This is a genomic window from Qipengyuania sp. Mu-71 (genome assembly GCF_036867055.1).
Classification (GTDB): Bacteria; Pseudomonadota; Alphaproteobacteria; order Sphingomonadales; family Sphingomonadaceae; genus Qipengyuania; species Qipengyuania profunda.
Genome location: NZ_JBAJHR010000001.1, coordinates 922,999 through 946,022 on the forward strand (window position 1 = coordinate 922,999; position 23,024 = coordinate 946,022).

The 23,024-nt window shown below is 62.1% G+C and carries 20 protein-coding genes and 1 tRNA gene; 11 read left to right on the forward strand and 10 right to left on the reverse strand.

The annotated features are described in order from the left end of the window. Positions 1-29: 29 nt before the first annotated feature. The 6 genes from V6B15_RS04620 to V6B15_RS04645 all read left to right on the forward strand — a co-directional run bounded on the left by V6B15_RS04620 (position 30) and on the right by V6B15_RS04645 (position 8,304). Complete coding sequence (locus tag V6B15_RS04620) at positions 30-956, forward strand: sulfotransferase domain-containing protein (protein WP_334200200.1); 927 nt, start codon at positions 30-32, stop codon at positions 954-956. 511 nt (positions 957-1,467) lie between these two features. After that, complete coding sequence (locus V6B15_RS04625) at positions 1,468-2,826, forward strand: O-antigen ligase family protein (protein ID WP_334200201.1); 1,359 nt, start codon at positions 1,468-1,470, stop codon at positions 2,824-2,826. Between the two features lie 55 nt (positions 2,827-2,881). Continuing rightward, positions 2,882-3,595: a polysaccharide biosynthesis/export family protein gene (locus V6B15_RS04630; RefSeq protein ID WP_334200202.1), complete on the forward strand. Its 714-nt coding sequence runs from the start codon at positions 2,882-2,884 to the stop codon at positions 3,593-3,595. A gap of 52 nt (positions 3,596-3,647) precedes the next feature. Beyond that, positions 3,648-5,807: a GumC family protein gene (locus V6B15_RS04635; protein WP_334200203.1), complete on the forward strand. Its 2,160-nt coding sequence runs from the start codon at positions 3,648-3,650 to the stop codon at positions 5,805-5,807. A 26-nt stretch (positions 5,808-5,833) separates the two neighbouring features. Beyond that, positions 5,834-7,024, forward strand: a complete 1,191-nt coding sequence (locus V6B15_RS04640; RefSeq protein WP_334200204.1) for a hypothetical protein — start codon at positions 5,834-5,836, stop codon at positions 7,022-7,024. Between the two features lie 137 nt (positions 7,025-7,161). Beyond that, positions 7,162-8,304, forward strand: a complete 1,143-nt coding sequence (locus V6B15_RS04645) for a glycosyltransferase family 4 protein (RefSeq protein WP_334200205.1) — start codon at positions 7,162-7,164, stop codon at positions 8,302-8,304. Positions 8,305-8,441: 137 nt separating this feature from the next. On the opposite strand, the gene V6B15_RS04650 is transcribed toward V6B15_RS04645, so the two are convergent. After that, a tRNA-Val gene (locus V6B15_RS04650) sits at positions 8,442-8,516 on the reverse strand. 80 nt (positions 8,517-8,596) lie between these two features. After that, positions 8,597-8,989 (reverse strand): cell cycle two-component system response regulator CpdR, encoded by a 393-nt coding sequence (gene cpdR / locus V6B15_RS04655; RefSeq protein ID WP_253515264.1) that lies wholly within the window; start codon positions 8,987-8,989, stop codon positions 8,597-8,599. A 198-nt stretch (positions 8,990-9,187) separates the two neighbouring features. Between cpdR and V6B15_RS04660 the strand changes: the two genes are divergently transcribed. Continuing rightward, positions 9,188-10,138, forward strand: a complete 951-nt coding sequence (locus tag V6B15_RS04660) for an N-formylglutamate amidohydrolase (RefSeq protein WP_334200206.1) — start codon at positions 9,188-9,190, stop codon at positions 10,136-10,138. Between the two features lie 209 nt (positions 10,139-10,347). Here the strand turns inward: V6B15_RS04660 and V6B15_RS04665 are convergent, their stop codons facing one another. From V6B15_RS04665 to V6B15_RS04685, 5 genes are all read right to left on the reverse strand, one after another. Further along, entirely contained in the window at positions 10,348-11,160 is an 813-nt protein-coding gene (locus V6B15_RS04665) for a class I mannose-6-phosphate isomerase (protein ID WP_334200207.1), read from the reverse strand. Beyond that, positions 11,157-12,194, reverse strand: a complete 1,038-nt coding sequence (locus V6B15_RS04670; protein WP_334200208.1) for a mannose-1-phosphate guanylyltransferase — start codon at positions 12,192-12,194, stop codon at positions 11,157-11,159. Before V6B15_RS04670 ends, V6B15_RS04665 begins: the two co-directional genes overlap by 4 nt. A gap of 99 nt (positions 12,195-12,293) precedes the next feature. Next, a complete protein-coding gene (locus V6B15_RS04675) occupies positions 12,294-13,316 on the reverse strand; it encodes a hypothetical protein (protein ID WP_334200209.1) in 1,023 nt (340 codons plus the stop codon). Between the two features lie 28 nt (positions 13,317-13,344). Further along, a complete protein-coding gene (locus tag V6B15_RS04680) occupies positions 13,345-14,133 on the reverse strand; it encodes a SapC family protein (protein ID WP_334200210.1) in 789 nt (262 codons plus the stop codon). Positions 14,134-14,199: 66 nt separating this feature from the next. Then, positions 14,200-15,648 carry an FAD-binding oxidoreductase gene (locus tag V6B15_RS04685; protein WP_334200211.1) on the reverse strand — a complete coding sequence of 483 codons (1,449 nt, stop codon included), beginning with the start codon at positions 15,646-15,648 and terminating at the stop codon, positions 14,200-14,202. 156 nt (positions 15,649-15,804) lie between these two features. On the opposite strand from V6B15_RS04685, the gene V6B15_RS04690 reads away from it, so the two are divergent. Both V6B15_RS04690 and V6B15_RS04695 read left to right on the forward strand, forming a co-directional pair. After that, the gene (locus tag V6B15_RS04690) at positions 15,805-16,374 is read left to right on the forward strand and encodes a hypothetical protein (RefSeq protein ID WP_334200212.1); all 570 of its coding nucleotides are present in this window, start codon (positions 15,805-15,807) and stop codon (positions 16,372-16,374) included. Between the two features lie 121 nt (positions 16,375-16,495). Further along, positions 16,496-17,935, forward strand: a complete 1,440-nt coding sequence (locus V6B15_RS04695) for a DEAD/DEAH box helicase (RefSeq protein WP_334200213.1) — start codon at positions 16,496-16,498, stop codon at positions 17,933-17,935. Positions 17,936-17,985: 50 nt separating this feature from the next. Here the strand turns inward: V6B15_RS04695 and V6B15_RS04700 are convergent, their stop codons facing one another. Next, positions 17,986-20,298: an ATP-dependent helicase gene (locus V6B15_RS04700; RefSeq protein ID WP_334200214.1), complete on the reverse strand. Its 2,313-nt coding sequence runs from the start codon at positions 20,296-20,298 to the stop codon at positions 17,986-17,988. 126 nt (positions 20,299-20,424) lie between these two features. On the opposite strand from V6B15_RS04700, the gene V6B15_RS04705 reads away from it, so the two are divergent. Beyond that, a complete protein-coding gene (locus tag V6B15_RS04705; RefSeq protein WP_334200215.1) occupies positions 20,425-21,003 on the forward strand; it encodes a hypothetical protein in 579 nt (192 codons plus the stop codon). Between the two features lie 263 nt (positions 21,004-21,266). Continuing rightward, the gene (locus tag V6B15_RS04710) at positions 21,267-21,698 is read left to right on the forward strand and encodes a hypothetical protein (protein ID WP_334200216.1); all 432 of its coding nucleotides are present in this window, start codon (positions 21,267-21,269) and stop codon (positions 21,696-21,698) included. Between the two features lie 12 nt (positions 21,699-21,710). Here V6B15_RS04710 and rsmD read toward each other — a convergent pair whose 3' ends face one another. After that, positions 21,711-22,256, reverse strand: coding sequence for a 16S rRNA (guanine(966)-N(2))-methyltransferase RsmD (rsmD, locus tag V6B15_RS04715; protein ID WP_334200217.1), 546 nt, complete (start codon positions 22,254-22,256; stop codon positions 21,711-21,713). Beyond that, entirely contained in the window at positions 22,253-23,020 is a 768-nt protein-coding gene (locus V6B15_RS04720; RefSeq protein ID WP_253515283.1) for a pseudouridine synthase, read from the reverse strand. Before V6B15_RS04720 ends, rsmD begins: the two co-directional genes overlap by 4 nt. Positions 23,021-23,024 lie beyond the last annotated feature (4 nt).

Sequence of the window (23,024 nt, forward strand, 5' to 3'; positions counted from 1 at the left end):
AGCTGAATTATCCGCCTTGCCTCGCTGCCATGACGTCCATATTCACCGCCTTCACGCAGGCTGGCCCTGTAACTCGCACCGAATTTCCGGAGTGTTCCCTGACCGTGTCGAAGCATTTTGTACAAAGCTCTAGCCTGCGCAAAACCCTGATTGCTGCCTATCGCGCATATGCTCGTGCCCAAGTCTGGCGTCGGGGGCCGCGGATTTTGGTGAACAGTATCCCCAAGGCGGGGACCCACCTGCTCACTGCCGAGCTCGAGCGACTGGCCGATCTCCAGAATTCCCGCCTTCATCTCGATATCGATCGGCTCGGTATGCCGGGGACGAGCAACGAGCTCGGATTTCCGATGGTGAACCTTCCCAAGACCGAGCGCGCTATTTCCACGGTCAGGCCCGGACAAATGTTCTCCGCGCACCTCTACTGGTCGAAGGAACTGGAGGACATTCTGTCGGGGGCGGAGATATGCAGTATCTTCATCGCCCGAGACCCGCGTGACATCGTTCTGTCGCGCCTGCACTACGCGATGGGGCTGCGCAGGCATCGGTTGCATCCCTACCTTGCCGAGGTGCTTGAAAACGACAAGGACCGGCTTCGCTCCCTGATCGTCGGCCGTAACGCCGATCCGTTTATTCGTCCCCTGCGGGCGACCCTGCAAGGCTATCTTCCGTGGCTTGACCGTCCGGGTACGCTCGCGGTCCGTTTCGAGGATCTGGTGGGGCAACGAGGCGGAGGCACCGCCGAAAGGAAGCGTGACGCCTTGCGCAGCATTGTCGATCTCTGCGGCATCGATGGCAGCAAGGTGGACGAAATGGCGGGGATGGGAACCGGCCCCACACCTACAATGCGAAAAGGCAAGGCGGGTGGCTGGCGCGACGAGATGCCGGCGGAACTCGTCGAGCTATGCGATGCCGAAATGGGCGATCTCATCGAGGCCTACGGCTACGCTCGAACTTGAGGCCGCTGAAGTCGTGAGCGGGGCCCACAAACGGGCTGTTGCAGTGGGCGGAATATTTGCCGCGTTGCCGCCTCGGGATGACACGACAGGTGCAGATCTGAGCGGGATGATCAAAACGATTTGCGTCGGCCTCGGAGATTATCATGCCCAAAACCCCGCAGGCATGAACGCTAAGGGAACGGCGCAAGGCGCCGGGCCGTCGTGGCGGGATATTTAAGTTAACGTCGACTGATCGGCGTTTCGCCGCAGCGGGTGAGCGGTTCTGATAGTGTAAAAGCAAACGTTTGGTGGTGTAATCGAGTTGCGATTTCAGCCCGATGTGTCCTACAGGCGCATCATCGTCGCGCACGGGATGGGCTGACGTAGAACGGAACGGGAAGCAAAGATCATGTCATCGACCGTCAGCGTGGATCGATCCGGATCGCGTCCGGCAGGTAGGCGATCAAGAACGACCTCCAAGAAAAAAGCGGCGTCAACAAAGGGACTCCGCGGTTTTTTCCAGGACCGACGCTTGCACCTCGCGATCTACTTCGCCTTCATCCTGCTCGTTGGTCTGACCGGCGGCGGTTCGCGGCCCGACATATTGTCGCTTTTGCTGCTGCGACCGCTGGCTGCCCTGTTCTTGATCTATATCGTCTGGCGGATTTCGGCCGACGAATTGAAAGCGGTCCGTTTCCCGTTGCTGTTCATCGGCTCGCTGATGGTCATTGCGCTGTTGCAACTCGTCCCCTTACCGCCGGTGATCTGGAGTTCGCTGCCCGGTCGGGAAGGTGTTGCGCAACTCGACGAGCTTTTTGGAATGCAGGACGTGTGGCGTCCGCTCAGTCTCGAGCCCAGCCGAACTTGGAATGCGTTCTTTTCGATGTTCGTGCCGCTGGTAGCGGTGGGGTTCGTCGGCTTGCTATGGAACCGAGAGCGACGCTGGATACTGCCTCCGATTTTGGCGATGGGCGTGCTCAGCATGGTGGTTGGCTATTTGCAGGCGCTCGGCGCCGACAGTTTGTACTTCTACCGCGTAACACACGGCCATCACCCGGTCGGCTTGTTCGCGAACAAGAATCATCAGGCGGTGCTGCTGAACTGGCTCCTGCTGACAGTTTGCTACATGATCACGCGGATCGACCTGCGCGACCGGCGGGCCAGCCTCCGTCTCGCATCGGGTCTCGCGCTCGTGTTCCTCATCTATCCGCTGCTGTTCGTCACCGGGTCACGGGCAGGCCTCTTGCTGTGTGCACCGGTAAGCGTGGTCTGTGCGGTAATGCTTTGGCAGGCGCCAGCGCTCAATCGGGCGTGGCAGGGATCAAGTCGGCGCGTGAGGCTGGCCATTACCGGATTGGGTGGCAGCGTACTGGCGGCCTTGGCCATGGTCTTCGGCTATCTGGCCATCACCGAACGGCAGACCGCGCTTACCCGCCTGTTCGAATCCGATCCGGCGAATGAGCTGCGCTGGATCTACCTGCCCAAGATTTTCGAGATGATGCGGGACCATTGGCTCGAGGGTATCGGGTTTGGCGCGTTCGAAAGCGTTTTCTACGGATACGAGAACGTCGAAAATTTGAGCACAAGTTATCTAAACCAGGCGCATTTCGAGCCGCTGCAATATGTTATTGAAACCGGGCTGGCGGGATTGCTTCTCCTCGTTGCGGCTCTGGTGTGGGTTGTCCGGCGGCTACTGCGCCTTTGGCGCGCTGGCGACGGCAAGGCACGGATCCTTGCCGTCTACCTTTGCGGGGCGCTCGGGGTGTGGCTAATCGCCGGGCTGGTTGACTATCCCACGAGAACCCCCTTGGGGCAGTTGGTATTCGCAATCTTGACCGGCTTTTTGGCGGTCTCTAGCATTGATCTCGAAAGGCATCGGAAAATTGGGTAGGGCGCGATCGACCTCTTTTGCCTGGGGCAATTTCTCGATGAACTTGAGGACCTTTATGAATCCGAAATTTGTTTTGGCTGCGGCGGTTTTCGCCGTGACAGGGTGCTCGAGCGGCCCTCCGGAGTTGGGGCTCGCCCCTACGGTGGAGTACGTCCAGGCGGGCGCGATGCCTCAGCCCGAGAAGGTCGGCGCCGACGGCAGCTTTCTCTATGCTTTGGGACCGCTCGATAAGGTCGAAGTAGAGGTCGTCGGGATGCCCGATTTGACTCGCCAGTTGTCCGTGGATGCACAGGGTTTCCTCTCGGTTCCGCTGGCAGGCGCCGTGAAGGCAACCGGCCTTACTCCCGTCGAACTGGCGGACATCCTCGAAGAGAGGATGCGACAGAACTATCTCAGGGATCCCGACGTGGTCGTGAACCTGGTTGAATCGACGAGCAACGCGATAACGCTCGACGGGCAGGTCAGGCGCCCCGGAATATATCCGGTTTATCGCGACCAGACACTGACCCAGGCGATCGCTGTTGCTGGCGGTGAGAACGACTTTGCGAGGGTCACGACCGTGATCGTTTTTCGCGAGGTAAGTGGTCAGAAGTATGTCGGGCTATATGATGTGAGGGCGATCAGGCGCGGAAACTACGCCGATCCAAGCGTCTATCCCGGCGATAGGGTGGTGGTTGACGAATCCCAGACCCGGCGATTCCTGGATACGATCCAGGGCGTTACCAACTTGCTGACCACTCCGCTCGTCTTGCTTTCCCGCACCGCTTGATCGCGGCAAGCCAACATTTCGAAAGTAGGTTCAGGTGACAACCCAGGATAATATGGCGACTGCAGCATCATCGGGACCGTATGAGGCGGCCGAGTTTGAAGGCCCCGGCAATGGGCCGGAGAAACCATCGATCTTCCACTACATCTGGCGGGTTTTCTGGACAAACCGACTGATAGTCGGTGCGATCATAATTGCCGCGGTCGCCATAGCGCTGGTGCTGACTCTGCTCGCAACGCCGCAATATACCTCGACCGCGCGTATCCAGATCAACAGGATCGAAGCGAACGTATCGGACGTCGAGGGAGTCGAGCCTGCGGGGGATGGACTCAATTACGACGAGTTCTATCGCACACAGTACGCGCTTCTCGAAAGCGAGGCCCTGGCCGAACGCGTCGCGCGTAAGCTGAACCTGCCGGCCGACGAGGCCTTCATCGACGCGTTCAATATCCCGGATGATGGGGAAATCCGGTCCGGCAACCAGCGGCTCGCAATGGAGCGGACTTCGCTGCTCCTCCTTGAACTTATTTCCATCGAACCGGTTGTCGGGTCGAGCCTTGCCGATGTGTCCTTCACGAGCCCGTCTCCGGAACTGTCGCGGAGAATCGCTTCGACCTGGATCAGCGAATTCGTTGCGGCTTCGATGGAGCGGAGGTTTGCCGCCACCGACGATGCACGCAGATTTCTCGAGCAGCAGCTCGCAGAATTGCGCTCGCGCCTGGAAGATTCCGAGCGATCCTTCGTTACCTATTCTTCGCAGAGCGGAATCGTATCGCTCTCGAACAGTGAAGCGACCACCGGGAATGATCGTACGCTCAAGGCGTCCGACCTGGCGAGCATGAACGACGCGTTGAACAGCGCGCGAGCCGATCGTATTGCTGCGGAAAGTGCCTTGCAGGCTGGTGTTCAACAGCAAGGTAATACTGTGGCGAATACGCTGCGTGCCAAGCGTGCGGAGCTTGCAGCGCAGAAGGCCAACCTTCTGACGCAATTCGAGCCTGGTTACCCCCGGGTCGAGGCGCTGACCAACGAGATTGCTGAGCTCGATCGTTCGATCGCCGATGCGCTCGGTACCGGGCAGGCCGACTTGCGGCGCAACCTGATGCAGGCGCAACAGCGCGAGCAAGCCTTGCAGGCGCAAGTCGAAGGACTACGCTCCATCTATAATGATGAGCAGCGCGCCACTGTTCAGTACAACATATTGAAGCGCGACGTCGACACCAACCGCGAACTCTACAACAGCCTGCTTCAGCGCTATAAGGAGATCGGTGTTGCAGGGGCTGCAGCGAGCAATGTGCAACTTGTCGATCCGCCGCGTATCCCTCGCGAACCTTCCAGTCCGAATCTGCCGCTCAACCTTGCTCTAGGCTTTCTGCTGGGTATCGGCGTTTCGGGTGCAGTCCTGTTCGCTCGCGAAGAGATGGATCGCAGCGTCCGGGATCCTCAGGATGTGAGGCAGAAGCTGAACATCGCCCTGCTGGGTGTCATTCCGAAAACCGATGCGGAAGACCCCTTGGACGAGCTTGCCGACGCCAAGAGTGCCATTTCGGAAGCCTATCTGTCGGCCGGCGTGCTGCTTGATATGTCGACTTCCGAAGGTTTCCCGAAGACCCTGATGCTTACGAGCACGGTGCCCAGTGAAGGTAAGACCAGTTCGTCTTATGCGCTGGCCCACCGGCTTGCGCGCAGTGGCCGCAAGACCATTTTGGTCGACTTGGACCTTCGCAATCCGTCGGTGGCCAAGAGGCTGGGCGTGCCGAACGAGCGTGGGGTGGTCGAGTTCCTGACCGGCCAGGATGCTCTTGGCACTTTGATCCAGCGGGACATTGGCCCCAATTTCGACATCCTGAGCGTTGGAGCGATCCCGCCCAATCCCGGTCAGCTCATCGCGGGTCCCAGGATCGGCGAGTTGCTGACGCAACTGCGCAGTGCCTACGATTTCGTAGTGATCGATGCCCCGCCGGTCCTCGGGATCGCGGACGCTCCGGTCCTGGGAAGCCAGGTCGAAGGCATCGTATATATCATCGAGGCAAACCGTGCCGGTGTTCGCCAGCTGTCGAGCGCGATCGAGCGTATGCGGTCCATGGGTGGTCGGATCCTGGGCGGCATCCTTACCAAGGTCGATGAACGCAATTCCGAATACGGCTACGGTTCGGAATATGGCTACGGCTATGGCTATGGCTATGGCCAGAGCTCGGACAACGAAAAGCTATGAGCCAACGGGGATTTGCGGCCCCGGCCATGATCGGGAAGATCGTCGTAAGCATAGCCGCATTGGTGTGTGCAGGGGCTGGGTTCGTCAACGCGGCCTCCGAAACCGGCAATCTGTCGCTGTCGATGTCCCGTACTCTGGACGCGACGATAAATTCCGAGGTCCGAAGTCGGGCGCTCGACCAGAATTTTCGTCTGGCTGCATCGGCGGAAGCAGAGAACGGCAACACGGGTTTCCCCGCAAGCTCCGATATGGTCCTCGCAGAAGCGCAATCGCTTCGCGCGCTTCGCCCCCTCGATCCTGTCCCTGTGAGGGTTTGGGCGGTCGGCGGGATCGCCCAAACCGATCCCGAGCGGGCATCGAATATTCTCGTGTCCGCCAGTACCATGAACAAGCGCGACGCGGTCGCGAACATGTGGTTGGTTCACAACTTCGCACGCGGCGAAAGAGTGGACGCGATGATCACCTTCTTCGACCAAGGGCTTCGCACGAGCAGGCAATTGCGTTCGACGGCAATTGCGCCATTTGTCGGCTTGCTCGCTTTGCGCGAGGGACGCGATCGCATTGGGCAGCTAATCCGCGCCCATCCCGATTGGGAAGAGGATTTCTGGACCGAGTTCGCACGCAACCAGATTGCGCTGCAGAATGCGGGCTCGTTCTTCGAGGAAACGGGAATCGATTTCTCAGAGCAACCAAGCGAGCGCAAGGCCGAGATCTATCGCAATCTCAGACGGTTGGGTTATTTCGAAAGCATGTTCGCCTTAGCCGCCAAGGATCGGCCCCTGGGGGAACAAAGCGAACGGATTCCGCCCGAATCGCTCGCATCGGTAACCAGTCCGGTTGGATGGAGATTGCAATCATCGGGCCTGGTTTCGAGCTTCTACGATGACACGCGCGAGGCATTGATCGTCGATGCTCAACCGGGCGCGCTTGGCGCGTTTGCGGAGCTCGTAACGCCCAAGAAATCCGGCAGCCAACTGGAGGTCGCCTTGGAGCGACCGGCACCCGAAGGTGGGCGTTTGCGGATCTCGGCTACATGCGCAGGCGATCGGAGCAATATGCTGGCTCAGGTTGAGCTTCGGCCGGGGGAGACCCTTGCCAGCACACCGCTCGCCGAGGATAGCGATTGTGCCTTTCTGCTCCTGAGCGCTTCGATCGCTGTTGAGCGGGGAAGCCAGGGAGGGGTAGAGCTCGCAATCTCCCGCATCGGCCTGCGGTGATCGAGAGTCCGACCGCTTACCCATGGAGTATGATGGGCTTCGCGATGTGTCGGAGCCCTGCGTGAGGGCAGGGTGCTGATTGCGCTACGTAATCGAAAATTGGCAAGCTGCCGTATCATGCATATCGATTTGGTCAGATGATGAGCTCAACCACCGAAAAATCCGTTCTGATCTGTGCCAAGGCATTCCCCCCGGTCGTGGGCGGGGTGGAAAGTTACAGCGAACACACAGCCCAAGCTTACCTTCGATGCGGTGTAACCCCCACGGTGCTGACCAGCTTTCCCGGCGAAAGCGGTTGGACCACTCGCAAATACCCGGAAGGTAAAATCGACGTTCTCAACGTCGGTACGGGAAGCCAGCCGAAGGTCCTTGCCAGACTGGCGCGCGCTGCACGGTCGCAAACCCGTGCGAACCGTTTCACGTTCTGTCATGCGACAACGTGGAGGGCAGGCGTGGCATTACTGCCATGGGGCCGAACTCCGCGGACCGCAGTGACTGTCCACGGCAGGGAAATCCTGATCAATCCGATTTACCTCCGGCCGGTGCTGCGCCGGGCTTTGCCCCGGTTCGACCTAGTCGCATCGGTTTCGGATTATACTGGCGCCAGGCTGCAGCAGGAATTTCCCGAACTACAAAATTCCAAGGGCAGGATCGTCTCGTTCAACGGACTTTCGTACAGGCGCGAGGCATGCCTGCACACCCCGTCTTTCGATCGCTCGAAGGTCCGAATATATAGCTTCTGCCGCCTGGTGGAGCGTAAGAACCTGCTCAATGCGGTTCGCGCGATCGCATTGCTCAAGGACAAGCGCCTCCCGGTTCCTTTCGAATACGTGATATCCGGGACGGGCCCTCTTGCCGACGAGATCCGGGCGGCGATCGATCGCCTGGGACTGCATGACCATGTGCGCATGACCGGCTATTTGCCGGATTCCCAGGTTATAGAAAACTTCAAGAACACCGACATCTTCCTTCATCCGCAGGTCGCTGCGGTGTCGGATTTGGACATCGAAGGATTCGGCTTGGTGATCGCCGACGCTATGTCATTCGGCGCTGCTGCGGTTGTTGGGAAAGATGGCGGTCCCTCGGACTTCATCGAAGACGATCAAACGGGCCTGATCGTGGATGGCGGTAGTGTCGAGCAAATTGCTGGCGCGCTCGAGCGACTTGTCAGCGATGAAAAGTACCGGCAGCGCATCGCGACGCAGGGGCGGGCATGGTGTCTCGATAATCTATCCTGGGACAACCATGTGCTCGATATCATGAAGGCATTGGAAGTTTGAGCGAGGCAGGACCGTGGTCCCGATACCCGTAGTGGCGCCCCGGTTCTCGTACAGGAGCTGAAAGCCGCCAAGATCACTATGATTGCAAAAAAAGCCCGCCGTTTCCGGCGGGCTTTTTCATGCCTCGAAGGCTTCGATGGTGGGCGTAGCAAGGATTGAACTTGCGACCCCTACGATGTCAACATAGTGCTCTACCACTGAGCTATACGCCCGCACCATCGGGTGCCCCTTTCGTGGGGCAGGCGCGCCCTTTAGCGGGGCGCTGAAAGCCATGCAAGACCCTATTTGGGAGCTATTGCAAACGCGCGCTGATACGGTCTTCGAGTACCCGTTCGACTTCCAGCACGAGGTCGCGCAGGTGGAAAGGTTTCGACAGGACCTTGGCGTGCGGCTGTTCGCGGCTGGCTTTCAGAGTAACCGCGGCAAAGCCGGTGATAAACATGACCTTCGTATGCGGGCTCACCTCGTTGCAGCGCTGAGCCAGTTCGATCCCGTCCATCTCGGGCATTACGATATCCGAGAGCAGCAGATCGTATTCGCATTCCTCGAGCAGCGGGATGGCCGCAGTGCCCCGATCGACCGAGTCGACTGTATAGCCTGCATTGACGAGCGCGCGTTCGAGATAGACGCGCATGGCATCGTCGTCCTCGGCGAGCAGGATTCGCTGGGTCGTTGTTTCGGTCATGCCAACTGCTTAGCGCGCGTGCTTTAAAAAAGCATGTATCCAAAACAAGCATTGTTAATGGGCGGGTAGGGCTGATGGGTCGGGATGAGCGAGAATGACGTCCCACATGCTGGCTACCGGGGCGGGACGATCGAAAACTCCCCGCAGCGGAAGGAAATCTGCGCTTGCTTAATCGAGGCGCGCGCCCGACGATGCGGCATGAGCGAACGGCAGGCAGCAGCAACGACGGGTGTCGAGCACCTGTCGGGCGGCAAGATCCCGGGGCGGCAGGGGCCGTCCTACAACCTGTTCCGGTGTGGCGAGCCCAGCATTCCGATTCTGATTGCCGCACCGCATTGCGGGCGTGCCTACCCCGACGATGTGCTGGCTGCGCTACGCGATCCCGACCAGGCGCGTCTGCGACTCGAGGATCGCCATATCGATGCCGTCGCACAGCCGGTCGCCTCCGCCACCGGAGCGAGCCTGCTGCTTGCCGAGGCACCGCGGGCGATGATCGATCTCAACCGTTCGGTCGAGGATGTCGATTGGGGCATGGTGCGCGGCGCGAAGCCCCGGCCGGTGCGGCATTCGCTGGCCAATCGCCGGTCGCGCAACGGTCTCGGCATCGTGCCGCGGCGCATCCCCGGCATGGGCGAAATCTGGCGCCGACCGCTCGCCAAGGCCGAACTCGATGCTTGGATCGAGGGTATCTATACTCCCTATCACACCGCTCTTGCTCACGAGCTTGAGCGGTTGCGCGATCGCTGGGGTGTCGCGCTGCTGGTCGATCTGCATTCGATGCCCCCGCTCAAGCGCAGCCATCCGCAGGATCACCCGGCAGAATTCGTCATCGGCGACCGGTTCGGTGCCTCCTGCGATCCCGGGCTGGTCGACCTGGCGATCCGCTATCTGGCGACCCATGGCCGCCGGGTGGCGCATAACCGCCCCTATTCGGGCGGCTATGTGCTCGATCGCTACGGCCAGACGGCACGGGGTATCCACGCGGTGCAGATCGAGGTCTGCCGCAGCACCTATCTCGATGCCCGGCTCGACCAGCCCAGCGCAAGGGTCGGGGCGATTGCGAAGCTGATTGCCGGCCTCGTGCGCACCCTGGGGGCCGAGGTTGCGACCATGGGACGGCCGGGCCACATCGCGCAGGCCGCGGAATAGCCCGTCCACAAAAAACCACCCCACGCAATATGCGCGGGGTGGCCAAGGTTCAGGGAGGAGATGCACTCTCGTGCATCTACCGGGGGGCCATGAGGGGCGGCCCAGCCGGCACAATAAAAATGGAGCGGGGTCGTGCGAATTTCAAGGGTCGGTTGGGGCTACGGTGCACACCGTTCGGCGCGCAGCGAGAGCATCCCGTCAGTTTCTCGTCAGGAGGACGCGGTCGGCTGGGCGATCAGGAGCAGGCTATCCCCCACGCGCGATGTCGAGCCGAAGTCCTCGACCAGCGCGCATTCTCCAGCGCCGAGCCGCTGCCCATCGAGCATGATTTCGCCCGACAACGGTATCACGATGGACGGTGCCTGCGCGGTTGCGGGCAGGGGGGCCAATGTGTCGCTCTGCCAATAGAAGAGCCGGAAATGGGGGCCATCGACCAACAGCCCCGCGTCGTCATCCATCCGCGTGCTGAGATCGAGCGGGTAGGGTCCGGTGGTCGCGACCTCGACACCCTGATCCAGGTGGAGTTCGCGCGGTCGCCCATAATCGAACAGGCGGAAGGTGATGTCGCTGTTTTGCTGCACTTCGACGAGGCTGATCCCGCCGCCAATGGCGTGGACCGTGCCTGCGGGGATGTAGAAGGCGTCGCCCCGCTGAACCTCGTGCCAGACGAGCTTGTCGACGATCGTCCCGTCAAGGGCGGACTTGCGCATGTCTTCGGCAGTGATGTCCTCGCGGAACCCCACAGCAATGGAGGCGCCCGGTTCGGCATCGAGAATGACCCAGCACTCGCTCTTACCGCCGTCTGCGAGGCCCATCGCTTCGGCTTGTTCGTCGCTGGGATGGGCCTGAACGGACAACCGTTCGCTGGTGAAGATATATTTGACCAGCAGCTGGTCGAGCTCGGGCGGAGGTTCGAACCAGACTTCGCCAATAGGCTGGTCAGAAGGGTGCGGGAAGGGGGCGGGCAGCCGCTTTACCCCCCAGACCTTGTCTACGAAACGCGTAGGAAGCTTGCGGATCATTGGTTCTTGCACCGGCTCGCCTCTCCTACACGCTGGACCGCATTGCGGTTGGTCACGAGGATGTCCTCGCCGTCGACGACCACGACGATATTGTCAGCACCGATCAGCGTTACATGCGGTCCATCGCTGTCGATCATTGCGCCCTGCGCACCGATGATCTCCCCCGGCCCGACGATGACGTTATCATCGCCGGGAGTTTTGCGCTGCTGCAGCAGCGCGTCCCAGTTCCCGATGTCCGACCACCCCATCGAAACATCGACCATGGCTGCACGATCGGTGTTTTCCATGATCGCGTAGTCGACCGATTCCGGAGTGATTGTGGCGAAATGGTCCGGGTCGGGACGAAAGTCTTCGCTTCTGGCGGCGCGGCTTTCGAAGGCCGCGGTTGCGGCCTTGGCCATAGCCGGACGATGCTTGGCGAGTTCGGACAGGAAATGGCCCGCACGAAAGGCGAAGATCCCGCCGTTCCAGGCGTAACCACCCTGGGCGAGAAAGCCGAGCGCGGTTTCCAAGTCGGGCTTTTCGACGAAGCTGTGCACATGGTGGCCTCCGCCAAGCGGTTCGCCGCGACGGATATAGCCATAGCCGGTCTCGGGCGCGGTCGCCTCGATGCCGAAGGCCACCAGCCAATCCCGGCTCGCCAACTCGGCGGCAGCCTCGGCGGCGGCTTCGAACGCCTGGCGATCGATAATATGGTGGTCGCTGGGGCAGACGAGCATGATGTCGTCCTTGTCGAGCGCTAGTGCAGCCAGCGCAATCGCAGGCGCCGTGTTCCGTCCCATGGGTTCGACGACGAACTCCGCATCGGGCGCGATATCCGCCGCTTGCGGTTTGGCAAACTCCAAATGTTTCTCACCGATCACCACCAGCGGACGCGCAAACCGGCGTCGATCCGAACAGCGCTGGAGCGTCGCCTGGTAAAGTGTCTGCTCGCCGAGAAGCGGAATAAAAGGCTTCGGTTTCGCCGAGCGGCTACGCGGCCAGAGCCGGGTGCCGCTCCCCCCGCACAGTACGACTGGTACGATAGTGGGCAAGGAGTTCTCCATTAGTCCGTTCGGGGCGGTTCTGGCAGAAGTCGACAAGGCTTGGAAGGGGAAGCGCCCGGCGGTGTTACTTCGTAATCACCAAATGTGTCACTTTTCCGGAAGTTCTCTTGGTAGCTCTTGCTTGAAGAACGTCGACCAATCGGCGCGCCCGTCCGTTCTCGACTGCTTGGCCGCCTCGATCGTCGCCAGTTCCGCTTCGATGAATTCAACGCGTTCATCCCACCCGTCGTGCGAGCGCTTGCGGAAGATCCATCCGCCATGCTTGGGACCCCAGCGCCGCATGAAAGCGATCGCCGCTTGCGGATCGTAGCCTGCGTTTTGCAGCAACCAGGGCATCAGGCGGTCGGCATCGCGTTCGGACAAGCGGACAAGCTTCCGCTTCCAGCCGATCTCGCGGAAGGTTTGCGGATGACGAAGAATATTGTGCGCCATTTCATGCGCAATCGCTGCCGCGAAAGCGGCTTCCTCATAAGCAAGGCCGGGAAACCGTTCGCCGACAAGCACGCGCTCGCCATCCGCGGCAGCGCTGCTTTTCGAATCTATGAGTTCGAAGCGCGTCGGGCAAGCGTCCACGCCTTCGATCGTCGCGGTACGGATCGTCCCTCCGGGTGTCTGCCAGGTGATGTCCAGCGCCCCCAGGGCGAGTGCGCCATCGATTGCATCACGCAGGCCGAACACGCGCTGCCAGCGAGGATCGGTTTTCGGCCAGTCCTGCGCTATTGTCTGGCCATTGATGGTCAGGATCGTGTTGTTGCGTTCTATTCCAGCTGCGGCTGCCGGAGACGCGGGAGCGACCGCCTGTACACCGATGTCGCCATGCAAGCCGAACAGGCGGCGCACGGCGACCGGGTCACCATAGCTTTCCGCGTCGTGGATCAGCATGCCCGAGACCCGCACGGTTTGAGGGCAGAAATCGGCGTTGGCCGTCGCCAGGCGATAGCCGACGCGAAACAGCAGGTCTTCGCTCCGTTGGAAAACTTCGAGTGGCTGCAGTTCGCGTGTCTCGGCGGAGTCCTGCTGCGCGGACGCCTGTATCCCCGGAAGCGCCAGTGCCAGCGCCGCACAGGTAGCGGCCGCGCGCAAGGGGCTGGGCGAGGGCGCGCGTCTCACTGCAAGACGCGCACCCTTGCTCGGATTTTTAGGCAGTCGGGACACCGGAAGTCGCGGCGTCGGGCAGCGGCACCTTGCCCTGCTGGAGCTGGCGGCCGAAGATCGTACGCATCATGTCCATCGAGAAGATCTGCGCCCAGATCAGCGGGAGCAGGCCGTTTTCAGTCCATTTGCGCAGCTGGTCGCCGCGCAGTTCGCGCAGCTTTTCCTGATTGATCATCTGGAACCCGCGATAGACGAACGGCTTGTCGCTGCCCTGCTGGGTGATCGAGATTTCGCCTTCCATGAGAAGGTCGTGATCTTTCAGTTCCTTCATGAAGTTCTGCGTGCGCTGGCCGGCATGTTCGAACTGCTCGCAGAACTCGAGGATCTGCTTGGTGCCTTCGCTGGCTTCGCCATTTTCGAACAAGGCCTGGCCTTCTTCGAACTCGCCAATGTTCTCCGCGGTCGGATCGAAGCACAGCGACAGGTCCTCGCTGTCGGGCTTGAGCCGTGCGAGCATGAAGGGATAGCGGCGGACATAGGCGGGGATGTAGACCTGCTCGGTCACAGTGCCTTCTTCGTCCACGAAGGTGTTGACGCCGTCATTGAGGCCCATCAGCGCCAGCGGCACAGCTTCGGGGCCGGTCGAGAAGACGATCGGCATATCGCGCTGCGCCTGGACGAACTCGTCCACCGTCAGCGGCACGGCATGCTGCTTGGCGAGCCACGGTGCCTTGGTCATCGGACGCGAGCGGTAATTCGCATGGTCCTTGCTGTTGAGCGGCATCAGGTCTTTGAAGAACAGGGGCAGATTGGGCTGCGGCGCGCTGGCCATGGAACTCTCCGAAATTCGATTGAATTGAGCGGCAAACCCGATGGGCAAGCACACGAAGCGGGCGCTTTACGGCGTTGCGGCGTGCGGTGCAAGCGGCACCAGTTTGCCCGGGTTGAGTATCCCCTGCGGATCGAGCGCCTGCTTGACCTTGCGCATCAGCGAGAGCGCCACCGGATCGCCCAATCGCCCGAGTTCATCGCGTTTCATTTGGCCAATGCCGTGTTCCGCGCTGAGCGATCCGCCGAAGTCGGTCACGCGGTCATGGACGAACTCGCTGATCGCTTTCCCGTCGCCCATTTCCCATTCGCCGCGCACGGCACCGGCGGGGGCGAGAACATGGAAGTGGATATTGCCATCGCCCAGATGGCCGAACCCGACCGCGCGGGTGCCGGGAAACCGCTTTTCCACCTGCGGAGCCGCCGTTTCTACAAATTCGGCCATCCGTGCCACCGGAACCGAGATATCGTGCTGCATCGCCGGACCGATCGCGCGCTCCGCCGCAGAGATGCTGTCGCGTATCTGCCAGAAGGTTTCGGCCTGTCCCTCGCTGGTTGAGATTACGGCATCCTCGAGCAGGCCGTGCTCCATCGCACTCTCGAACACCTCGGCGACCAGCTTGTCGAGCTGTCCTGCGTCACCCGGGTCTGCGACCAGTTCCACCAGCGCATGCCATTCATGCGTGCCCGCCAGGGGGCTTCGCGCGGTAGGAACGTGGGCCAGGACCGATTCGAGGCAATGGCGGGGCAGCACCTCGAACCCCTCTAGCGCGTCGCCCGCGACCTTCTCGCAGTGGAGCAGCAATTCGCGTGCTGCCGAGATGCTGGGCAGGCCGACCCAGGCAACGCGACGTTCGCCGATCTGCGGCACCAGCCGCAGGGTCGCGGCGGTTATGATCCCCAAGGTCCCTTCGGACCCGATCAGCATCTGCTTGAGATCGAAGCCGCGATTGTCCTTCTTGAGCGGGATCAGGCCGGAGAAAATTTCGCCATCGGCCAGCACCGCTTCGATCCCGAGCACCTGCGCGCGCATCGTGCCGTGGCGCAGGACCTGCGTTCCCCCGGCATTGGTCGAGATGAGGCCGCCCACGGTGGCCGAACCCTTGCCGCCAAGCGTCAGGGGAAAGCGCAAGCCTCGCTCTTCGGCGGTGTCGTGCAGCGTCTGGAGCACCACGCCTGCGTCACAGGTAATTTGCTGTGCAGCGACATCAAAATCCCGGATCGCATCCATTCGGCGCAGCGAAAGCAATACGCTCGTGCCGCTCTCGTCGGGCGTGGCGCCGCCCGACATGCCGCTGTTCCCGCCCTGCGGGACGATCGGAATTCGGTGCGCTGCGCATAGTGTGACGAACCGGGCGAGTTCGTCGGTCGAGGCGGGCGAGGCCAGCCCGACCGCCTTGCCGGTGTACCGTCCCCGCCAGTCGGTTAGCCAAGGTTCGACTAGTTCGGGATCGCAGGTGAACCCGCGTGGTCCCAGGATGTCGGAGGCGGCGGCGCGAAAGGTGTCGGTAGCGTTCATTTGCGGCATCCTTGCCATAGATGGGCGGGCGAATGCCACCACTTGCCAATCGGGCCAGAACAATTAAGCCCGCATTCAAGCGTGGGGGCGCATCAGGCAACGCCATAACTTCCCGCACGTTAATCGACCTGCGGCCGAGGAGCGTTCGAACGAAGCATGCCCCTGCTGTCTCCCCTTTTTGCCATGCTCGTCGCATTGGGCACGCCGTCAGGCGCGGGGGAGGGTGCGGTCGCGCACCAGGCGCACGTGTCACAGGGCGCCCGTTTGGATAGCGAGGCGCTATCGGCACGCGGTACCATCTGGACCGGATTTACCGACAGCCGCGGCATACCGGTCGCCAACCAGGTGCGGATCGAGCGCCGCGTTATCCTGCGAATCAGCCCGCAGCCCAGCAGCATGCGGCGCAGCTTTCTGACCGAACTGCCGCGCCAGGCCCCGCCGCCGCGGCTCGTCGAACGCCCTTACGGCAGTTGCGTCGATGCGAGCGATATCATCGGCGTATCCGACCGTGACAGCCGGCTGGTGATGTATATGCGCAACCGCCAGATCATCACTGCCGAGCTCGAGAAAAGCTGCAGCCCGCGCGATTTCTACCTCGGTTTCTATGTCGAGCAAAATGACGACGGTAAGCTGTGTGTCGATCGCGATCGCCTGCTGTCGCGCGCCGGGGCGAAGTGTCGCATTTCCAACCTCAATCGCCTCGTGGCGGTAACCGACGACCGCTGAGCGGCACTTCGCACCGTGATTTCTTGACTTTCGGCGTATTTCCGGCAAAGGGCGCGGCCAGCCGATGTTGCGGACGCGCAGCTTGTTGTCGGCCTATGTTCCAGGGACAATTTCGAACCGCATGACTTTTGCCGATCTCGGCCTTTCCGAAGACTTGCTCAGGGCAGTAAGCGAAGCTGGCTATACCGAGCCGACCGACATCCAGCGCGAGGCGATCCCGCCGGTGCTGATGATGAAGGATATCATCGGCATCGCCCAAACGGGCACCGGCAAGACCGCGAGCTTCGTGCTGCCGATGATCGACATCATGGCGAGCGGCCGTCGCCGCGCGCTGATGCCGCGCAGCCTAATCCTTGCCCCGACGCGCGAACTCGCTGCGCAGGTGGCGGAGAATTTCGAGAAATACGGCAAGAACCACGATCTCAAGCTCGCGCTGCTGATTGGCGGCGTGCAGATGGGCGACCAGGTCAAGGCGCTGAACGATGGCGTCGACGTGCTGATCGCAACGCCGGGTCGCCTGATGGACCTGTTCGAGCGCGGCAAGATCCTTCTCAATGGCTGCGAACTGCTGGTCATCGACGAAGCCGATCGCATGCTCGACATGGGCTTCATCCCCGATATCGAGTTCATCTGTTCGAAGCTGCCCGACGCACGTCAGACCATGCTGTTCTCGGCAACGATGCCGCCGCCGATCGAAAAGCTGGCCAAGAAGTTCCTCAACAATCCCAAGCGGATCGAAGTCAGCCGTGCAGCGACCACGAACAAGGACATCACCGCGTTCAAGGTGCCCGTAAAGGCGCGCCAGAAGCGCGACACGCTGCGTTGGCTGCTTGAAAACGACCATGTCGAAACCGCGATCATCTTCGCCAATCGCAAGACCACTGTGCGCGAGCTCAACAAGAGCCTGCAGAGCTATGGTTTCGCCTCGAGCGAGATCCACGGCGACATGGATCAGTCGAACCGGCTCAAGGAACTCGACCGGTTCAAGGCCGGCGAGGTGAACATTCTCGTCGCATCGGACGTTGCTGCGCGCGGGCTCGACATCAAGGGTGTCAGCCACGTCTTCAACTTCGATACGCCGTGGCACCCGGACGATTACGTGCACCGCATCGGACGCACGGGCCGGGCCGGGGCCAAGGGCCGCGCCTTCACCCTCGTTGCCGAGGAAGATGCCGAAGCGATCTCCAATGTCGAGAAGCTGACCGGTGCGCAGGTTCCGGTATTCGGCAAGAGCGACGTCCGGGTCGATCTGGTCGAGAAAGGTGCCAAGCCCGCCGAGAAGGCGGTCGCACCCGAGAAGGCCTCGTCACCCGAGAAGGCCTCGTCACCCGAGAAGACCTCGGCACCCGAGAAAGCTTCGGCACCCGAGGACGAGGCAAAGCCGAAGCCCAAGCGCAGCCGCAAGCCGCGCGACGAGGACGATGCTCCGCGCGAAAAGCCCGCGCGCAAGGCGAAGCCCAAGGGCGAACCGCGCAAACGCCGTGACGAGGACAGCGAGCCTGCCGCGTCGGGTGAGTGGAACGGGCCGCGGCCCGGCTTTCTCGACGTTTCCGCTATCTGACCAGCGGTTCCACCGCAGTCTGATCCCGCGATCCTGCCTGTCAGGCAGTCCTAGTCGTCAGCCAGTGTGACGAAGCTGTCGAGCACGCGCTTCTCGCCTGCCTTCTCGAACTCGATCGTCAGTTTGTTGCCTTCCTGGTCGGTTACGCAGCCATAGCCGAACTTGTCGTGGAACACGCGCGCTCCGATCGAAATGTCGCTGCGCGGTTGCGCGGCAAAGCTCGCCGCGCTGCGGCCGGGTTCGGCCAGGCGCTTTGGCGTCGCGTCATAGCCCGACGATAGCGCTCGCTGCCACCCGGGGCCGCGGGCTCCCGAACGATCGGGCCGGTTGGTCGAGACATGCGCGAAGGGATCGTCGGTCTCGCTCCAGTTCGCCCGCCATAGCGACGCGCCGCCGGTCATGGTGGTCTCGCTGGTCAGATATTCCTCGGGCAGATCCTCGATGAAGCGGCTGGGGATCGAGCTGGTCCATTGGCCGTAGATGCGCCGGTTGGCGGCATGCAGGATGGTGCAGCGGCGCTTGGCGCGGGTGATCGCGACGTATGCGAGGCGGCGCTCTTCCTCGAGACTGGCGAGCCCGCCTTCGTCGATCGCACGCTGGCTGGGAAAGACGCCTTCTTCCCAACCAGGCAGGAAGACATGGTCGAATTCGAGCCCCTTGGCGGCGTGCATGGTCATGATGGTGACCTTCTCGCCATCACCGGCGCGGTCGTTGTCCATCACCAGCCCGACATGCTCGAGGAAATCGCCGAGCGTATCGTAATCCTCCATCGCGCGGGCGAGTTCGGTTAGGTTTTCCAGCCGCCCGGCGCTTTCGGCGCTGCGATCCTTTTGCAGCATGTCTTCATAGCCGCTTTCGGCGAGCACGCGGCGGAGCAGTTCGGACGGGGTGACCTTGTCCACCTGCTCGCGCCAGTGGACGAACTGGCCGAGCAGGGCGACGAGGTTGTTCTTCGCGCGCGCGGGCAATTCGTCGGTGTCGCACAGGTCGAGGCTGGCGGCGGTCAGCGGCATTTGTGTACGCCGTGCGTGGCGGCGCATGGCTTCCAGTGTCTTCGCGCCAAGCCCGCGCTTGGGCTGATTGTAGATCCGCTCGAAAGCCAAATCGTCGGCGGGCTGGGTGATGGTGCGCAGATAGGCCAGCGCATCGCGGATTTCGGCGCGTTCGTAGAATCGGAAGCCGCCGACGATGCGGTAGTTGAGGCCGATCTGGATGAACCGGTCTTCGAATTCGCGGGTCTGGTACTGCGCGCGCACGAGGATCGCGATCTGGTCGAGCGGGGCACCTTCGCGTTCCAGCCGCTCGATCTCCTCGCCAACGCGGCGAGCTTCCTCGGGACCGTCCCATACGCCGATAACGCGGATATTCTCGCCCGCGGGAAGCTCGGTCCACAGCGTCTTGCCCAGCCGTTCGCTATTGGCGTTGATCAATCCCGATGCCGCCCCGAGGATCTGCGGGGTGGAACGATAATTCTGCTCCAGCTTGACCACCGCAGCGCCGGGAAAATCCTTTTCGAACTTGAGGATATTGGCGACTTCTGCGCCGCGCCATGAATAGATCGACTGGTCGTCGTCGCCCACCACGCAGATGTTCTTGCGGGCCTGGGCAAGCAGGCGCAGCCACAGATACTGGACCTGGTTGGTGTCCTGATATTCGTCGACGAGGATGTATTTGAAGCGCTGCTGATACTGCGCAAGTACATCGTGATGCTCGCGGAAGATGTTGAGCATATGCAGCAGCAGATCGCCGAAGTCGCAGGCGTTGAGCGCTTTCAGGCGGTCCTGGTAGAGATTGTAGAACTGCGCGCCGCGGCCATTGGCGTAGCTTTCATTCTCCACCGCATCGAGATCGCCGGGATTGAGCCCGCGGTTCTTCCAGCGGTCGAGCAGGCCGGCGAGCTGGCGCGCAGGCCAGCGCTTCTCGTCGAGATCGTTTTCCTGGATCAGCTGCTTGAGCAGCCGCAGCTGGTCGTCGGGATCGATGATCGTGTAATTGCTCTTAAGCCCGACCAGTTCGGCATGACGGCGCAGCATGCGCGCGCCGATCGAGTGGAAGGTGCCGAGCCAGGGCATGCTCTCGACCGCATCACCGATATGCCGGCCCACGCGCTCGCGCATTTCGCGTGCGGCCTTGTTGGTAAAGGTGACGCAGAGGATTTCGCTGGGCCATGCGCGGCGCGTTGCGATGAGATGTGCCAGCCGTGCGGTCAGTGCCGCGGTCTTGCCGGTGCCGGCTCCAGCCAGCATCAGCACAGGCCCTTCAGTGGTTAGAACGGCTTCGCGCTGGGGGGCGTTCAAGCGCGCTGCATAGGCGGGAAGCTGCGCATTCTCGGGCGCGTCGGACGGGGTGGGGAGATCGGTCATGAGGGTTCGGAACAGCTAGGGAACGCAGGGTCGCAAGACAAGCCCCGCGCGCAGGCATCCACCGGAACCGATAACCCTTTCGCTGCGTAAATTGGACGATGACAACGACGAATGGAGCAATCTCCGATGCGTAATCTTATCCTTGCCGGCGCCGCTGCGCTGGCCTTCACCGCCGCTCCGGCGCTGGCAGATCACCATATGGATGGCGAGGCCTATGCATGGTCGGCAGACCAGCAAGCCATGTACGATGCCTGGCCTGCCGACCGCCAAAGCGCCTATGATCGCTGGCCCGGCGATGTGCAGCAATATTACTGGACCCTCACCCCCGCGCAGACCGAGGGCTGGTGGGTGCTCACCGATGCCCAGCGTGTGAGCATTTACGAAATGACGCCCGAAGCGCGCGCACAGGCTTGGGCACAAGTGGCCGCGCAGATCGGTCCCGACGCCACGCCGGTGGCCCCTAGCGCAAGCGCCTCGGCCTCGACCGCACCGCGGTTCGTGAGCAAGGAAGTCAGTCAGTCCACCCCGGCCGGATACACCGCCGCCTCGGGAGAAAATTTGCCCGTGTGCGACAGCATGCAGCAGGACGGCTGCATCAACAGCTGGGCCAAGAATAAGACGGGCAATCGCCCGCTTGAATACTGGCCGGGTCAGCCCGCGAGCGAGATTCCTGGCAAGCTGCCGGCCAAAAAGCCGGGTTCGTAAACGCATTCAAAGTCCGCGCAGCGATCGAAATTGCCGCGCACAATGCTTGGAAGGGGCGGGACTGCCGAGGCGGTCCCGCCCCTTTTTGCGTGCGTGCTCGCAGGTTGCCGCATTTTGGGCACATTTGGCGACCGGACGTGTCGGGGACGGGTCTGGCGCCGGGGCGGTCCAGCGGGAGCGGCGTTGGTTCGGTATCCGGCGAGCGCATCTTCCGATGTGCCGGTGGACGGGCCTCGTCACGCCCCCACGTGAAAGGACTTATGATGCGTAAGACATTCTATTTTATCGCTGGCGGCGCGCTCGCCTCGCTGTCGATCCCCGCGATTGCCCAAGACGTGTCGGCCGACGCGGCTGCCGATGAAGCGGTGACTGCAGAGGCGGACCTTGGTCTCTCCGCGGAGCAACAGGCATCCTACGATTCCTGGCCGGCCGAGATGCAGGGACAGTTCGACGCCTGGCCCGCCGAAGTGCAGACCTACTACTGGTCGCTCACTCCCGAACGCCGGGAACTGTTCTGGCGCGTCTCGGACGCCAACAAGCTGACCCTGAGCGGGTTGCCTGCCGAGCAGCAGGCGCAAGCCTGGATGCAGATCGAGGCCCAAGCCGCGACCCAGGTGGCACCGAGCGCAGGTGAACCGATGGCGGAGCCCGATCCGGCGACCGATATGGACTCCGGTGCCGCCGATCCGATGTAATCGTGTCGTGAACTATCCGGCGAGGCGGAACAGCGAAATCTTCGCCTTGCCGGTCTTTCGCTCGGCAACCAGTTCGAGCGTGCGCATGGCGCTGGCTTCCTTCGCGCCAGTTTCCAGCGCAATCCATGTCGCGGATCCGATCCAGCCAAGCCGGGTGAGGCGCTCGAGCGCGACATAGCCGGCTCCCGTTTCATAGGGCGGATCGAGCAGGATCAAATCATGTGGTGCCTTGGCAGGGCCCAGGCTCATGACCGAGGCTTGCTGCACCACACAGCGCGACCGTGCATCGAAGGTGTCGATATTCGTGCGGATGGCTTTCACCGCCTGGGCGTCCTGTTCGACGAACAGGCAGGATGCAGCGCCGCGCGACAGCGCTTCGAGCCCCAATGCGCCAGAACCGGCGAACAGGTCGAGCACCGCCAGGCCTTCGAAACTGCCGATGCGGCTGGCGAGCATATTGAACAGCGTCTCGCGCGTCCGGTCGGCGGTCGGGCGGGTCAGGTCTCCCGGCGGCGCAACCAGTTTGCGTCCGCGCCATTCGCCCGCGATGATCCTCAAAGCTGGCCCCCGCGCTTGAGCTGCTTGCGGAACCGTTCGACGTCGGCCTGGCGGATTTCGACCGCCTGGCCGCGCGGCAGATCGGCGAGTTCGAACGGGCCATAGGCGGTGCGCAGCAAGCGGTTCACCTTGAGGCCGAGATGTTCGAGCACGCGCCGGACTTCGCGGTTCTTGCCTTCGGTCAGCGTCAGCTGAATCCAGCGGTTCTTGCCCGATCCGCGCTCGAGATCGGCTTCGATCCGGCCATAGCGCAGGCCGTCGACCTCGACGCCTTCGATCAGATCGTCGAGCTGCGCCTGCGTCACATCGCCAAAGGCCCGCGCACGATAGGTCCGCGGGATCGCAGATGAGGGCAGTTCCATCGCCCGCTTCAACTCGCCATCATTGGTCAGCAGCAGCAGGCCTTCGGTGGTGAAGTCGAGACGACCGACCGGCATTACGCGGCCCGTTTCGCGGGGCAGGGCATTGCGCAAGGCGGTGTAGATCGTCGGGCGGCCGGCAGGATCGCGCTCGGCGGTGATCAGGCCGGACGGTTTGTGGAAGGCGAACAGCCGCGCTGCTTCGGCCTGTCCGACCGGCTTGCCGTCGACGGTAACGCCGTTGAGATTCGCCAGCTTGACCGCCGGCGTGTCGAGCACCTTGCCCGCGATTGCGATGCGTCCGTCGGCGATCATCCGCTCGATCTCTCGGCGACTGGCGATGCCCGCACGGGCGAGCAGTTTGGCGATCCGGTCGCCTTCTTCGGGTAGTCGATTGTCGGCCATGGCC